Source organism: Ruegeria sp. AF2, assembly GCF_056542025.1.
Genome location: NZ_JBQFZC010000002.1, coordinates 65,418 through 79,374 on the forward strand (window position 1 = coordinate 65,418; position 13,957 = coordinate 79,374).

9 protein-coding genes and 2 pseudogenes are annotated in these 13,957 nt (G+C 53.6%); 9 read left to right on the forward strand and 2 right to left on the reverse strand.

The window, feature by feature from the left end:
* The first annotated feature begins 242 nt into the window (after nucleotides 1–242).
* From ACR0NM_RS08125 to ACR0NM_RS08145, 5 genes are all read left to right on the forward strand, one after another.
* The gene (locus tag ACR0NM_RS08125) at nucleotides 243–1,502 is read left to right on the forward strand and encodes an FAD-dependent oxidoreductase (RefSeq protein WP_480614019.1); all 1,260 of its coding nucleotides are present in this window, start codon (nucleotides 243–245) and stop codon (nucleotides 1,500–1,502) included.
* A gap of 14 nt (nucleotides 1,503–1,516) precedes the next feature.
* Entirely contained in the window at nucleotides 1,517–1,774 is a 258-nt protein-coding gene (locus tag ACR0NM_RS08130) for a sarcosine oxidase subunit delta (protein WP_170596652.1), read from the forward strand.
* Nucleotides 1,761–4,631 (forward strand): 2Fe-2S iron-sulfur cluster-binding protein, encoded by a 2,871-nt coding sequence (locus tag ACR0NM_RS08135; RefSeq protein WP_480614021.1) that lies wholly within the window; start codon nucleotides 1,761–1,763, stop codon nucleotides 4,629–4,631. Before ACR0NM_RS08130 ends, ACR0NM_RS08135 begins: the two co-directional genes overlap by 14 nt.
* Nucleotide 4,632: 1 nt before the next feature.
* Nucleotides 4,633–5,121 (forward strand): sarcosine oxidase subunit gamma, encoded by a 489-nt coding sequence (locus ACR0NM_RS08140; RefSeq protein ID WP_480614023.1) that lies wholly within the window; start codon nucleotides 4,633–4,635, stop codon nucleotides 5,119–5,121.
* 291 nt (nucleotides 5,122–5,412) lie between these two features.
* Nucleotides 5,413–8,205 carry a bifunctional aconitate hydratase 2/2-methylisocitrate dehydratase gene (locus tag ACR0NM_RS08145; RefSeq protein ID WP_170393863.1) on the forward strand — a complete coding sequence of 931 codons (2,793 nt, stop codon included), beginning with the start codon at nucleotides 5,413–5,415 and terminating at the stop codon, nucleotides 8,203–8,205.
* 74 nt (nucleotides 8,206–8,279) lie between these two features.
* Here ACR0NM_RS08145 and ACR0NM_RS08150 read toward each other — a convergent pair.
* Nucleotides 8,280–8,589: pseudogene (locus ACR0NM_RS08150) on the reverse strand (transposase); the annotation flags it as partial.
* A 26-nt stretch (nucleotides 8,590–8,615) separates the two neighbouring features.
* On the opposite strand from ACR0NM_RS08150, the pseudogene ACR0NM_RS08155 reads away from it, so the two are divergent.
* Nucleotides 8,616–9,122, forward strand: a pseudogene (locus tag ACR0NM_RS08155) (UDP-N-acetylglucosamine 2-epimerase).
* Here the strand turns inward: ACR0NM_RS08155 and ACR0NM_RS08160 are convergent.
* Nucleotides 9,119–10,621, reverse strand: coding sequence for a glycosyltransferase (locus ACR0NM_RS08160; protein WP_170562084.1), 1,503 nt, complete (start codon nucleotides 10,619–10,621; stop codon nucleotides 9,119–9,121). The pseudogene ACR0NM_RS08155 and the gene ACR0NM_RS08160 sit on opposite strands and share 4 nt — an antisense overlap.
* Before the next feature lie 163 nt (nucleotides 10,622–10,784).
* On the opposite strand from ACR0NM_RS08160, the gene ACR0NM_RS08165 reads away from it, so the two are divergent.
* Genes ACR0NM_RS08165 through ACR0NM_RS08175 form a run of 3 tightly spaced genes read left to right on the forward strand, consistent with a single transcriptional unit; the run spans nucleotide 10,785 to nucleotide 13,928 of the window.
* The gene (locus ACR0NM_RS08165) at nucleotides 10,785–11,738 is read left to right on the forward strand and encodes a Gfo/Idh/MocA family protein (RefSeq protein WP_480614025.1); all 954 of its coding nucleotides are present in this window, start codon (nucleotides 10,785–10,787) and stop codon (nucleotides 11,736–11,738) included.
* Nucleotides 11,735–12,841: a formyltransferase family protein gene (locus tag ACR0NM_RS08170; protein WP_170562078.1), complete on the forward strand. Its 1,107-nt coding sequence runs from the start codon at nucleotides 11,735–11,737 to the stop codon at nucleotides 12,839–12,841. The genes ACR0NM_RS08165 and ACR0NM_RS08170 overlap by 4 nt, the downstream gene beginning before the upstream one ends.
* 4 nt (nucleotides 12,842–12,845) lie before the next feature.
* Nucleotides 12,846–13,928: a DegT/DnrJ/EryC1/StrS family aminotransferase gene (locus ACR0NM_RS08175; RefSeq protein ID WP_480614027.1), complete on the forward strand. Its 1,083-nt coding sequence runs from the start codon at nucleotides 12,846–12,848 to the stop codon at nucleotides 13,926–13,928.
* Nucleotides 13,929–13,957 lie beyond the last annotated feature (29 nt).

The window sequence follows — 13,957 nt, forward strand, 5'->3', positions numbered from 1 at the left end:
GGGTTTGAAATCAGGCGCAAAGCGCCACGGTCTGCATGGAGTCAGAGAGAGGGTGAACTGCGGCAGTTTATGATAAAGCAGGGCCAGCGGGATCGGGCCGACCATTTGCCAGCAAGATTCCGATGAAACTGTTCAATTTTGAAGGTCATGCGCCATGGTAGCCCACGACCTTTGATTGCCCAAGCAGTTTTTGCGCAATGGTAAATATATTTATTGACGATATATTTTTTCTGATAAATATTATGCTTGCTATGCAAAAATATTCGGCATTTTCACTCGCCCGTAACGCGATTTCTGGTCATAAGAACTGGTCCCGAGCCTGGCGGAGCCCGCCGCTCAAAGACCGGTACGAGGTGGCGGTGATCGGGGCAGGGGGTCACGGGCTGGCCACGGCTTACTATCTGGCCAAAGAGTTTGGCATAACCGACGTCGCCGTGCTGGAACGGGGCTGGTTGGGTGGCGGAAACATAGCGCGCAACACGGTTACGATCCGGTCAAATTACATGCGTGACGAGTCGATCCCGTTCTACGTCAAATCCGTCGAGATGTACGAAGGGCTGACGCATGAGTTGAACTTCAACATGATGCATTCCAAGCGCACTATGGTGGATGTGGTGCAGACCTGGCCCAAACTGCGAGAGTTGCGGCGTCGGCAATTGGTCATGGACATCTATGGCTCGACCTATGAGCAGATCACCACAGACGAATTGCGCAAACGCATACCTGCGCTGACAGGCGGTGGGCCAGATGCGCGCCTGCCGATCATCTGCGGAATGGTCCACACAGATGCGGGTGTAAACCGTCATGATGCGGTGGCCTGGGGCTATGCCCGCGCGGCGGATGCAATGGGGGTGGAGATGCACCAACAGACCGCCGTGCAAGCATTGATCCGTGGCGCTGATGGGCGCATCGAAGGTGTCGAGACCAATCGCGGCACCGTGCGGGCGAAAAAGGTTGTGGTGGCCGTATCGGGCCATACCACGACATTGACCGAGACAGCGGGGCTCAAGCTGCCATTGCGCACGATGAACCTGACGGCCTTTGTGTCCGAACCAGTGAAGCCCTTGGTGGATGTCATCGTAAATTGCCCGGACAGTGGGTTCTATTTCAGCCAGTCTGACAAGGGCGAGATGGTGATCGGCGGCGCTCCTGATATGGGGCAAAGCTTTCGTCGCGACATCAAGCAACATGTGTTCGAAGACACTGTGACCACGATGCTGTCGCTTTTCCCGAGCTTCAAGAAACTCAAACTAATGCGCCAATGGGGTGGGCATCTTGATATTGCCCATGATGCCTCGCCCATCATGGATCAGACTGAGGTACCGGGGCTGTTCGTGACCGCTGGATGGTGGGGCGGATACAAAGCCATTCCTGCGGGCGGACTGACGCTTGCGCATCTGGTCGCCAAAGGCGAGCCGCATCCGCTGATGGCCTCGTTCACTTTAGGCCGCTTCCGCCATCTGGAATTTGTGATGGAAGCCGGCACCACAACGGCGAGATAGGAAGGGACAGGATCATGATGCTCATCCCCTGCCCATTCTGTGGCAAGCGCAATGAAAGTGAGTTCGTCTATGGCGGCCCGGTCGGTGCTACTCGACCCGATGCCAACGCCGTCAGCGATGCTGATTGGGTCGAATACCTGACCATAACGCCCAACCCGATGGGGCCTGTGCAAGAGCGGTGGTGGCACGCACGGGGCTGTGGCGAGTGGCTGACAATCTGGCGGGATACCGTGACACATGACATTGTGGAGGTGCCCGATGGCTCAGATTAATCGCCGCGCAGTGGGTGGTCGTGTTGATCGAAGCCGCCCTCTGACGTTCCAGTTCAATAGGAAAACTTACGAAGGGTTCGAAGGGGACACTCTGGCCTCGGCCTTGCTGGCAAACGGGGTGCGAGTAACAGCCCGTAGTTTCAAGTACCACCGCCCACGCGGCATTGTCGGACACGGTCCCGAAGAGCCAGGAACGCTTGTGGAGCTGGAAGGCGAGGACGCCTCGGGCAACCGTCCAGCGACCACGGTTCCATTGCGCGAAGGGCTGAATGCACGCTCGGTCAATTGCTGGCCTTCACCCGAGTTTGATCTGGGTGGGATCAATCAACTGCTGAGCCGTTTTATTCCTGCGGGCTTCTACTACAAAACTTTCAAATGGCCTAACTGGCAACTGTTTGAACCATACATCCGCAAGGCGGCGGGGCTGGCAGCAGCGCCTGCGCACCCGCCTTCATCGGGGCATTTCGAAGCGCGCTACGCTCATGCAGATGTCTTGATTGCAGGTGCAGGTCCCGCTGGCCTGCAAGCTGCACTTGAGGCTGGTCGGGCGGGCAAGCGTGTCTTCCTCGCAGACGAGGGAACCGAAGCGGGCGGCAGCCTCGTGAACCGCACCCTGACCATTGGCGGGCGTCCGGCGATGGATTGGGTGGGCGAAGCGGTTGAAGAACTAAGCCAAATGGCAAACGTCACCCATCTTCAGAACGCGACCGTATGGGCCTATCGCGAACACAACCTACTGATCGTCAATGAACGCGAGCCGGATCAGGCCAGCATTCTAGAACGCAACTGGCGGGTCCGTGTTGCTGAGGTGGTGATTGCCACCGGGGCCACGGAACGGTCGATGGTGTTTGCCAATAATGACAGGCCGGGCGTCATGTTGGCCTCATCCGTGCAGGCCTATGTTAATCGTTGGGGCGTGACACCCGGTCAGCGTGTGGTTCTGTTCACCAACAACAACAGCGCTTACGCAGTGGCCGCCGATCTGGTCGCAGCTGAGGTAACGGTTAACGCGATCCTCGATAGCCGCGACACGGTTCCAAGGGAAGCTCTTGATCTGGTGTCGGGGATAACCGTCCATGCCGGAACAGTAGCCGCCGATATCCGAGGGTACAAAAGCATCCGTGCTGTCAAGGCCGTTCCCAAGTCCGGAGGCGCAGGCACCTGGATCGACTGCGACTTGTTGGCTCATTCCGGCGGTTGGAATCCGACGGTGCACCTGTGGTCTCAGTCCCGTAGCACACTTCGGTTTGATGAAGAACTCGCTGCGTTTTTGCCCGATCAACCGATTCAATCCTGTCGGGCCGTCGGCGCGGCGGCGGGGGATCTCACACTGGATCGGATCATCGATGACGGTTCAGAGCTGCCTTATTCGATTGAACCGCTATGGCGCGTAGATGTGCCAGGGCAACGCGGAAAGGCATTCCTGGATATTCAGAACGATGTTGCGGTCAGCGATGTGCATCTGGCGCTGCGTGAAGGATATGACAACGTGGAACATGTCAAACGCTACACCACTGGCGGGATGGGCATAGATCAGGGCAAGACGGGCAATATCAACATTATTGGCACCGTTGCTCTGCAAAAGGGCGTTCCATTGCAAGATGTTGGCACGACGACATTCCGCTCTCCCTACACGCCGGTCTCATTCGGTGCGATTGGGGGGCTGCGTGAGGACTCGGTGTTGTTCCCCTACCGGCACACGCCGGTGACCCAATGGAACAAGGATTATGGCGCAGTGATGTATGAGGCTGGTGCCCGATGGCGCCGTCCGGGGTTTTTTCCCAAACCCGGTGAGGGCCTGCAAGAGGCGGTGAACCGGGAATGCCGCGCGGTGCGTGAAGGCGTTGGCGTATACGACGGTTCGCCGCTCGGCACGTTCGAGCTTAAAGGGCGCGATGTTCCGCGCTTTCTGGATTTTCTGTATTCGAACATCATGTCCAGCCTGAAGCCCGGCGATGGTCGCTATGGTCTTATGTTGTCGGATGACGGTCTGATCATAGATGACGGGGTGGCCTTTCGGCTGGATCAGCACCGCTGGATGATCTCGACCTCAACAGGTCACGCGGACGCCATCAACCAGCACATGGAAAAGCTGCTTCAGACCGAGTTTCCTGACTGGCAAGTCATGATCACAACTGTGACAAGCCAGTGGAACAATGCCACCATTTGTGGACCCCGCGCGCGCGATGTCATGCTCGCGCTGTGTACGGATATCGATCTGTCGCCCGAGGCATTCCCCTTCATGTCGTTCCGGGACGGTACGGTTGCGGGGTTCCCTGCGCGGGTTGTGCGCGTCAGTTTCACCGGTGAGCTATCCTTTGAGGTCAACGTTGCCCCACGCCACATGGCCGCCTTGTGGGACAAGGTGATGGAGGCTGGTGCAGCCTTTGGTATCCTGCCTGTAGGATCGGAATCCAGCCATGTCTTGCGTGTGGAAAAAGGCTTTCTTTCGCTGGGGCACGAGGTCGACGGTACCATGGACGCCTATGACCTGGGCATGGGCTGGGCAATGTCGAAGAAAAAGCCCGACTACCTAGGCAAGCGCTCGGTCCACTTGCGCCGTGAAGCGGTAGGGGAACGCCGGGAATTGGTTGGCATCTTGCCCGAAGACCCTGACAAGCAAGTGCCCGAAGGCGCGCCACTGACCCCTGAAGGTCGCAAAGAAGCGACCGAAGGATTGGTTACCGCCTGCGTCTGGAGCGTCGTCAACAATCGCTGGGTTGGCCTGGCGTTGCTGAAGAACGGGCAGGAGCGACACGGGCAAACCGCGCATGTTCGGCTGAAAGACGAGGTGATCCCGGTGACCATCACAAAGCCTGTATTCCATGACCCAGAGGGTCAGCGCCTGAGGTCCTGAGATGAGCTACGACGTCAAGATCGAACGCCAAACCCTGAATGCGCTGTTTGACCTCAAAGGGGATCCCGAGGTCGTTCAAAATTGGGCCGAATTTTCTCTGCCAAACCGCCCGAACACAAGGGCGATGCAGGAAGCGTTTGAGGTATATCACATTGGACGCAATCACTGGATTGTACGTGCTTCGCTGGAACTGGAAGAGGCACTGGAAGCACAGCTCAAACCAACGGATTGCCCTGCGGACATCAGTATAGTGCGGATATCGGACACCCTTACCTTCTTTAGTGTCGCCGGACCCCAAGCCGCTGAAGTGATGGCTATTGCCTGCCCTCTTGATCTGCATGTCACTGCTTTTGATGAAGACGCAGTAACCTATTCCGAGTTGTTTGGCCTAAAAGCACTTGTGATGCGCTACGAGGCTGGTTTTGAGTTTGCGGTTGAACAGAGTTTCGGCGACATGGTTCAGGATTATCTGACCCGAGCAACTGCCTGACGCAATTCGAAGCAGGGGCGGTTTACGCCTTATGGCTATTCATTATCTCGGCGGTCTATATGCATATCGTCCGGGAACAGGGTTCAGATAAGGACATAGCGGACTTATCGAAAGTCATTGGCTGGCACAAAATCCTTTGTGAAGTGTTGCTTTTAGACGGGACATCGCGCCACAGGTGCAAGGCTTGCAAGTTCCGATCATTTAGTATACCGCCGCATACAATTGGGATCCTCGGGCGTTCATAACGTCTTTGAGCCCCTGCTAATCGAGCCACATATACCGGAACGAGCCATGAGCCTTTACACCAACTACCTCGACGAAATTGAAGCCCGCAAAGCGCAGGGTCTGCATCCGAAACCGATTGATGACGGCGCGCTTGTCAAAGAGCTTGTTACGCAGATCAAGGACGTCGATCATGCGCATCGTGCGGATTCTCTAAACTATTTCATCTATAATACGCTGCCCGGCACGACCAGCGCCGCTGGCGAGAAGGCACGTTTTTTGAAAGAGATCATTCTGGGCGAAGCGCTGGTTGACGAAATTTCAGTACCCTTTGCCTTTGAACTGTTGTTGCACATGAAAGGCGGTCCTTCGGTTGAGGTTCTTCTTGATCTGGCTTTGGGTGGTGATCCCGAGATCGCAGGGCAGGCGGCTGAAGTGCTGAAAACACAGGTATTCCTATATGAGGCTGATACGGATCGTTTGAAGGAGGCGTTTTCTGCCGGAAATCCGGTCGCACGCGACATTCTTGAAAGCTATGCGCGGGCCGAGTTCTTCACCAAGCTGCCAGATATCGAGGAAGAGATCAAAGTTGTCACGTATATCGCTGCCGAGGGCGATATTTCGACTGACTTGCTGTCGCCGGGCAACCAGGCACACTCGCGCTCGGATCGGGAGCTGCATGGCAAGTGCTTAATCTCGCAGCAAGCGCAAGACGAGATTCAAGAATTACAGCGCCAGCACCCAGATAAACGCGTGATGCTGATTGCTGAGAAAGGGACAATGGGCGTTGGCTCGTCCCGGATGTCGGGTGTCAACAACGTGGCGCTTTGGACCGGCAAGCAGGCCAGCCCATATGTGCCATTCGTAAACATTGCCCCGATCGTGGCCGGCACGAACGGTATCTCTCCGATCTTTCTGACCACCGTTGGTGTGACGGGCGGGATTGGTATCGACCTGAAAAACTGGGTCAAAAAAGTCGATTCCGAGGGGAATCCGATCCTCAACAATGACGACAGCCCTATCCTGGAGCAAAAGTACTCGGTCGAAACCGGGACAGTGCTCACGATCAATACGAAAGACAAAAAGCTTTATGACGCCGATGGCGCCAAAGAGCTTGTTGATATTGCCTCGTCCTTCACTCCGCAAAAGCAGGAGTTCATGAAGGCCGGCGGATCCTACGCCATCGTGTTCGGCAAGAAGTTGCAAACATTTGCAGCACAGACACTGGGAGTCGAGCTGAAGTCGGCATTTGCGCCTTCGAAAGAGATCAGCCGAGATGGACAGGGCCTGACCGCGGTCGAAAAGATCTTTAACCGCAACGCTTTGGGAGTAGTGGAAGGCACGGTCTTGCACGCCGGGTCGGACGTACGGGTCAAGGTCAACATCGTAGGATCGCAGGACACCACTGGCCTGATGACCTCGCAAGAGCTTGAGGCGATGGCGGCGACCGTGATTTCTCCAACCGTCGATGGTGCGTATCAGTCCGGTTGCCACACCGCCTCGGTCTGGGACAAGAAGGCGCAAGCCAACATCCCCAAACTGATGGCGTTTATGAACAATTTCGGCCTGATCACAGGGCGCGATCCCAAGGGTGAATATCACTCGATGACCGACGTGATCCACAAGGTTCTGAACGATATCACCGTGGATGATCGCGCCATCATCATTGGGGGCGACTCGCACACGCGCATGTCCAAAGGTGTGGCTTTCGGGGCGGATTCGGGCACCGTTGCCTTGGCACTGGCCACGGGCGAAGCAACCATGCCCATTCCGGAATCTGTGAAGGTGACGTTCAAAGGCAAAATGGCCGATCACATGGATTTCCGCGACGTGGTCCACGCGACACAGGCGCAGATGCTGAAGGCTTTCGGCGATAACGTGTTCCAAGGGCGTATTATCGAAGTTCATATCGGAACCCTGCTGGCGGATCAGGCTTTTACCTTCACCGACTGGACGGCCGAGATGAAGGCGAAGGCTTCGATCTGTATTTCCGAAGACGAGACCCTGATCGAGTCACTGGAAATCGCCAAAGGTCGGATTCAGATCATGATCGACAAGGGCATGGAGAATGAGGCGCGGACCCTGCAAGGCCTGATCGACAAAGCCGACGCACGTATAGCCGAGATCAGATCCGGCGCAGTTCCAGCCCTGAGGCCGGATGAAAATGCCGAGTATTTTGCCGAGCTGGTCGTTGATCTGGACGAGATCAACGAGCCCATGATCGCCGACCCTGATGTGAACAACGCGGATGTCTCCAAGCGTTATACGCACGATACGATCCGGCCTGTTTCCTACTACAAAGGGGAAAAGAAAGTGGATCTGGGATTTGTCGGATCTTGCATGGTCCACAAGGGTGATCTGATCATCGTATCGCAGATGCTTAAGAACCTTGAGAAGAAGGAGGGCAAGATTGAATTCAAGGCCCCTCTGGTCGTCGCGGCGCCAACCTACAACATAGTTGATGAGTTGAAGGAAGAAGGTGAGTGGAGCATTCTTCAGGAATATTCCGGTTTCGAATTCGACGATCTTTTCCCCAAGACATCAGCGCGAACCGAATACGAAAATACGCTGTATCTTGAGCGTCCGGGCTGCAACCTTTGCATGGGTAATCAGGAAAAGGCTGAGAAAGGTGATACTGTTCTGGCGACATCTACCCGCTTGTTCCAAGGGCGTGTTGTCGAGGACTCGGAAGATAAGAAAGGTGAATCCCTTCTGGCTTCCACACCGGTAGTTGTACTGTCTGCCATCCTCGGGCGAACTCCGAAAATCGAGGAATACAAGGCCGCTGTCGAAGGGATCGACCTGACCCGCTTTGCACCTCCGGTCGCCAAGCCCGCAAATTCCAATTCGGCACATTTCTGATTGGGAAAGGCCGGTCGCCGCTCAGGCGCACCGGCCTTATGCTGTCTAATAGAATCCATTCTGAATCGATAAGTCTAGCAATGCTTGTATTGCGGAATGAGATTTAGCCATTTCAGTAGGGTCATGATCCCCAACCAATAGAGACGGTTTCCGCGAGAGCGATGTCTGCGAGAAAGACCTTTGGGCAGCCTTCATAGCGCGTTGCGCCGCGTCTACAGCCCTTGAGCCTGCTGAACATGATTTCAACGCGGTTTTGCCGCTTGCATCTGCGTTTGTCGTATTTGAAGTTGTACTTTGTTGCTTTCGGCCTGGAATGCCAGCGCGTATCCCCTTGTCTTGTGAAGACTCCCTGAACTGGTTTGCATCAGAGCCGCGATCTGCGAGGTGAGTCCAAGCAGAAATCAACGATCTTGACTGACATTGGGGTTGACGCAAAGGGATTCATACTCGCGACGATCCATAGAGCTAAAAATACGGGTTCGCTAGAAACGTTGACAAGCATTGTGGATGGTCTGGAGGCGGTTGCGAAACAAAATCCGGTTGTCTTGCCATTTCATCAACGTACTGCCGCAAGGATAAATGGAATCGGTCGTAAATTCGAATATGTCTAAACGATAAACACAGTCGGGTACTTGGATATGGTCGCTCTAGAAAGCAATGCGGTGCTGGTTTCTACGGGCTCTGGCGGAATGCAGAAAGAAGCGTATCTCTACGGCGTCCCATGCGTCACTATTAGAACGGAAACAGGGTCGATTGAGCTTGATGAAAGCGGCTGGAATCGTGTCGATTCGCCCATGGAAGGGAATATCGAGGATGGTATCCTAAGTGCGATAGGGACTAGCGGAAATCAGATAGAAATCTATGGTGATGGAACCGCTTCGCAACAAATCGCACAGATACTAGCCGCGCGAGTTTAAATACCTTCATAGAGCGCCGCTAACTTCTTGGCTTGCGCAGGCCAGCTGTAGGTCTCCCAAAGCTTCCTTCTGTTGTCGACGCTTAACGTAAAGCGTTCGGGATGGTCCAAGACATCCCGAATAGCTTCAGCAATGCTCTGAGGATCTGTTTCGTCCATTGCTCGCCCCAAACCGAGCGATTCTGTAAAACGGCGCATGTCGGGAAGATCGGAGACACAGATCGGCAATCCTGCAAACGCGGCTTCGAATAGCTTATTGGGCATTGCAAACCGATAGCTTAATGACGCATCTTGAATCGGAATGACTGCAACATCTGCGGTACTAATCGCTATGGGTACATCTGGAGCAGCCACTGGTGGAAGCAAGGTAACGCGATCATCCACACCTAGGTCATGAGCGACACTCATGAACCACTTGTCGTTTCGGAGGTGCCGTGGGCCCATCGAAGCTAACTTGACTTCGGGAAGATGAACCAAAGCCTCAAGTACTTTATCTAACCCACGATGCGATGTTTGAATGCCGCCAGTAAAAATAATCAAGGGCGCCCCGTCTGCAACTTTTGCCTGAGCACGAATTGAAAGCTGATCCAATTCCTGTTTATTACGACCGTCTATGTAATCGACATCTATCTCTGGAGCGTTGAGGATTAGTGTCGGACTATCTTTGAAGCGTTTGGCATACAAATCTGCGATGGACGACGATACGGTGATCATATAATCGACGAAGGGGAGGCAATCGTCTTCTAGGTTTTCTGCAAAGTTCGATCCATCAGTTGGATTCTTCGTCGCCCGTGCTGGTTCATATTCATGTGCGTCATATACAAGCTTCGCCCCAAACTGTTTTGCAAGCACAACGCCCGCCGGGAGACAATAGATGTCATGAGCGTGAATGACGTCCGGGGTATCATCAAATTTAAGGTGGCAAAGGTTTTCTGCGTAAATCAGTGATTCCAACTGATAGAGTTTAAAGAAATTCTCTCTGACTTTTCGGGCCATCAACATAAATGACTTGAGGTTTTTCGGGCCCTTTCCGAATCCAAGTCCAAGCCGTGTTTTCCAAAGCAGCCGCTTGTGTACGAGTTTTCTAGCCCGCCTTTCATCACCACCGAAGTTTTTGTAGTACATCGGGTCAAGCTTTTGGACGGCTTCGTCCGTGAGGAAAGTCTTCAACCAGGTTTTTAAAGAATTTAGCTGAATAGCGGATTCGACATACGGTAAGACACGTTGCTCGACTTGAGCGGACGTTCGCTCCATAAACGAGAAACGTTCAAGCAATTTTTCAGTGATGTTCTCACAAGACTGCCAGTTGAATCGAGTGATCTGAATGCCATCAATGACCTCTTCTTGCGGCGAGCCTCCAGGCCAGTCGCAGAAAATGTGGACATTGTGGCCCGCTGCTTGAAGCGCGCGCGCTTCTTTGAGAACGCGCGCATCCGCCGTAATTTCGTGGTAGGTAAGACAGAATACGGTTTTTTGAGATTTGGCACGGGTGTCTGACATCGGTCGAAGATCAATCTAGCTCTGACAATTCCGAACTGCTCTAACAGAGGTTGATCGGGGTTTCCAGCGCGATTGGTGATGCTTGAAATGCCTGCCTCTATTGACTTCCCAAAGAAATTCTTGGAAGCGCTGTAGCACAATTTGAGCACTTGGGACGCACCGAATGAGCAACTTCGCACTGATAGGAACCGCAGGATACATCGCGCCGCGCCACATGAAGGCGATAACGGATACCGGAAACACGTTGTTGGCTGCTCTGGACACAAGCGACTCCGTTGGGATTATCGATAGCCACTTCCCCGATGCACATTTTTTCACAGAGTTTGAGCGTTTTGATCGCTACGTTGACATGTTACGTCGCAGCGAAACGGGCAAAGTTGATTATGTTTCGATCTGCTCGCCGAATTATCTCCATGACAGCCACATGCGGTTTGCCCTTCGTTCAGGCGCTGATGCGATTTGCGAGAAGCCGCTGGTGTTGAACCCCGAGGATATCGATGGTCTGGAAGCGATCGAGCAGGCGACCGGACAGACCGTAAACACGATCCTGCAGTTGCGCGTACATCCATCGATCATTGCTCTGAGGGACAAGATTCGAAATAGCCCCAAAGATACCAAGTACGAGGTCGATCTGACTTACATCACGTCCCGTGGACGTTGGTATCTGGAGAGCTGGAAGGGGGATGTCCGCAAATCTGGTGGTATTGCCACCAACATCGGCGTACATTTCTTTGACATGTTGCATTTTCTCTTCGGAGACCTTCAGGCAAACCACGTCCATCTCAATGCCCCGACAAAGGCTGCGGGTTATCTGGAGTTCGAACATGCCCGGTGCCGTTGGTTCTTGTCGTTGGATATTAACGACGTTCCGGCAGATGCGCGGGAAGCTGGAGCCAGAACCTATCGGTCGATCACGATCAATGAAGAAGAGGTCGAGTTTTCTGGTGGTTTTGCTGATTTGCATACGCGAAGCTACGAAGAGATTTTGAAAGGGAACGGGTTTGGGCTTAACGTAAATCGACCAGCGATTGGTATGGTCAACTATATCCGCAATGCACCAATCGAAGCTCGCAAGGGCGAGCAGCACCCCAAGTTGAATTCCGGCACTGATCAATGATTGCAGTGTTCGCCTACGCGTTTCCTCATCGAAAATCTCATGATTTTCTCGTAGAGCTAGCGCTGATGGGTCAACGAGAGGTGACCGTAATCGGTGCACCTTTTCAAAAGCTGCCATCAATGGATCGCACAGTTTACTTCCCACATACGCTCAGGGCAGTACCACCGCTTGATACAAAGGAACTCTGCGAGCGCTTAGGTTTTTCTTTCGTTGAAATGCCGCATAGTGATATCGACGGCATCATTAATCTGGTTGATGAGCATGGTTTGGAGCTAGGTATCATATCCGGCGCGCGAATCCTCAAACGACCAGTTATCGAAGCCTTCAAGCAGGGTATTGTGAACTTTCATCCTGGAAAGATTCCCGAGACATCCGGCCTGGATGCATTTTTCTATACTCTCAAAAATGGAGTCGATGCCGGGGTTACGACTCACCTGATAGACCCCAGGGTTGACGCGGGGCAACATCTGGCATTTGACGCTACTCAAATCAGCGCGACGGATACTCCTGAAATAGTTCAGGAAAACACCTATCGACTGCAAATCACAGCGCTAAGACAATTCTTGGATTGCTGGACCAAATCGGAGCTGTCGCCAACTGCGCTTCATAGGCCCACTAAAAATGAGCCCATGGCACCCTCCAAAAAATGGGAAACCTTACTTAACTTCCCAGCTTGGCGTGCAACTAGGGTCCGTATGCAGGCATTTGAAAGCATGAAGGTGGCGTGCAACCAGGGTGACGTACAGGCTGTTTCGAAGATACTTGAAATCCACCCTGATCTTCTGGAAGAGCGCACTGAAAAAGGGTGGACGCCACTGATCATGGCTGCCTTCAATCAGCGCCTTGAATTGACAAACTACCTGCTAGAGCACAGGGCAAATCCGAACGCGACCGGAAGAAACGGCACTACTGTTCTAATGTATGCAAAAACCGCGCTTATGGCTCATCCAAATGCAAGTTTTGAACTTTTGGATACGTTGTTGGCAAGTGGAGCAGATCCTTTGCGAACAGATATGCATGGCCGAGCACTTATGGATTATGTAAAGGATGCAAAGGCAGAGCACCTAGAACGATATTTTCAAGAGAAGATAGGGCGTCATTAGATCAATGCAATTTATTGACCTGGCGGAACAACAGAAACGTATCAAGGATCAGCTTGATGCTGGCATTGCCAATGTGTTGGCGCATGGAAAGTACATTCTTGGCCCAGAAGTGGCTGAACTAGAGGCACGGCTGACTGCCTTCACGGGAGCTAAACATTGCATCACCTGCGCCAATGGAACGGATGCATTGCAAATTGCCTTGATGGCGCTTGCGGTCGGGCCGGGGGATGAGGTCATCACGCCCGGATTTTCATATATCGCCACGGCTGAAGCCGTCAGATTGCTGGGCGCAAAGCCGGTTTATGTCGATATTGACCAGACTAGTTATAACCTTGATCCCAACAAGCTTGACGCTGCGATCACACCCCGGACAAAGGCAATTATACCGGTGTCGCTGTATGGCCAACCTGCTGATTTCGAACGAGTTAACGAGGTAGCTGTGGCAAACGGCTTACCTGTCATCGAGGATGCTGCTCAGAGCTTTGGCGGATCGTTGCGTGGCAAACGGTCAGGAAACCTATCAACGATTTCCTGCACCAGCTTTTTCCCATCGAAACCCCTTGGCTGCTACGGCGATGGTGGTGCTATCTTCACCTCGGACGATGATCTGAGCATCATTCTTCGCCAGATAGCCCGGCACGGGCAGGACCGGCGTTATCACCATATCAGGGTTGGCGTTAACAGCCGTCTGGACACATTGCAGGCTGCGATCCTGCTGTGCAAGCTGGATATTTTCGAGGATGAACTGGTCCTGCGAGACTCCGTCGCGGACCGTTACAAAGTGCTACTGAAGGAAACCAATATCGCCGCTCCGACGCTGATGGAGGGCGCGACCAGCGCCTGGGCGCAGTACACGATACGCGTGGACAATCGTGAGGATGTGCAAGCTAAGCTCAAAGACGCCGGGGTTCCGACCGCCGTGCATTATCCACTGCCGTTGAACAAGCAACCAGCTGTTTCTGACCCAAATGCCGACTTGCCTGTTGGCGATCAGGCCGCCGCAACAGTGATTAGCCTGCCGATGCACCCGTATCTGCAGGAGAATTCGCAAGAGCAGATAATCGAGGCACTGAAAAAAGCGATCTGATCACGCTGACGGTTTAATCGGTGCTGGGG

Excerpts from the sequence above, each read along its gene's own strand:
- ACR0NM_RS08160 (WP_170562084.1), bottom strand. The coding sequence starts at position 10,621 with ATGTCAGACACCCGTGCCAAATCTCAAAAAACCGTATTCTGTCTTACC.
- ACR0NM_RS08170 (WP_170562078.1), top strand. The coding sequence starts at position 11,735 with ATGATTGCAGTGTTCGCCTACGCGTTTCCTCATCGAAAATCTCATGAT.
- ACR0NM_RS08145 (WP_170393863.1), top strand. The coding sequence starts at position 5,413 with ATGAGCCTTTACACCAACTACCTCGACGAAATTGAAGCCCGCAAAGCG.
- ACR0NM_RS08135 (WP_480614021.1), top strand. The coding sequence starts at position 1,761 with ATGGCTCAGATTAATCGCCGCGCAGTGGGTGGTCGTGTTGATCGAAGC.
- ACR0NM_RS08175 (WP_480614027.1), top strand. The coding sequence starts at position 12,846 with ATGCAATTTATTGACCTGGCGGAACAACAGAAACGTATCAAGGATCAG.
- ACR0NM_RS08130 (WP_170596652.1), top strand. The coding sequence starts at position 1,517 with ATGATGCTCATCCCCTGCCCATTCTGTGGCAAGCGCAATGAAAGTGAG.
- ACR0NM_RS08140 (WP_480614023.1), top strand. The coding sequence starts at position 4,633 with ATGAGCTACGACGTCAAGATCGAACGCCAAACCCTGAATGCGCTGTTT.
- ACR0NM_RS08165 (WP_480614025.1), top strand. The coding sequence starts at position 10,785 with ATGAGCAACTTCGCACTGATAGGAACCGCAGGATACATCGCGCCGCGC.
- ACR0NM_RS08125 (WP_480614019.1), top strand. The coding sequence starts at position 243 with ATGCTTGCTATGCAAAAATATTCGGCATTTTCACTCGCCCGTAACGCG.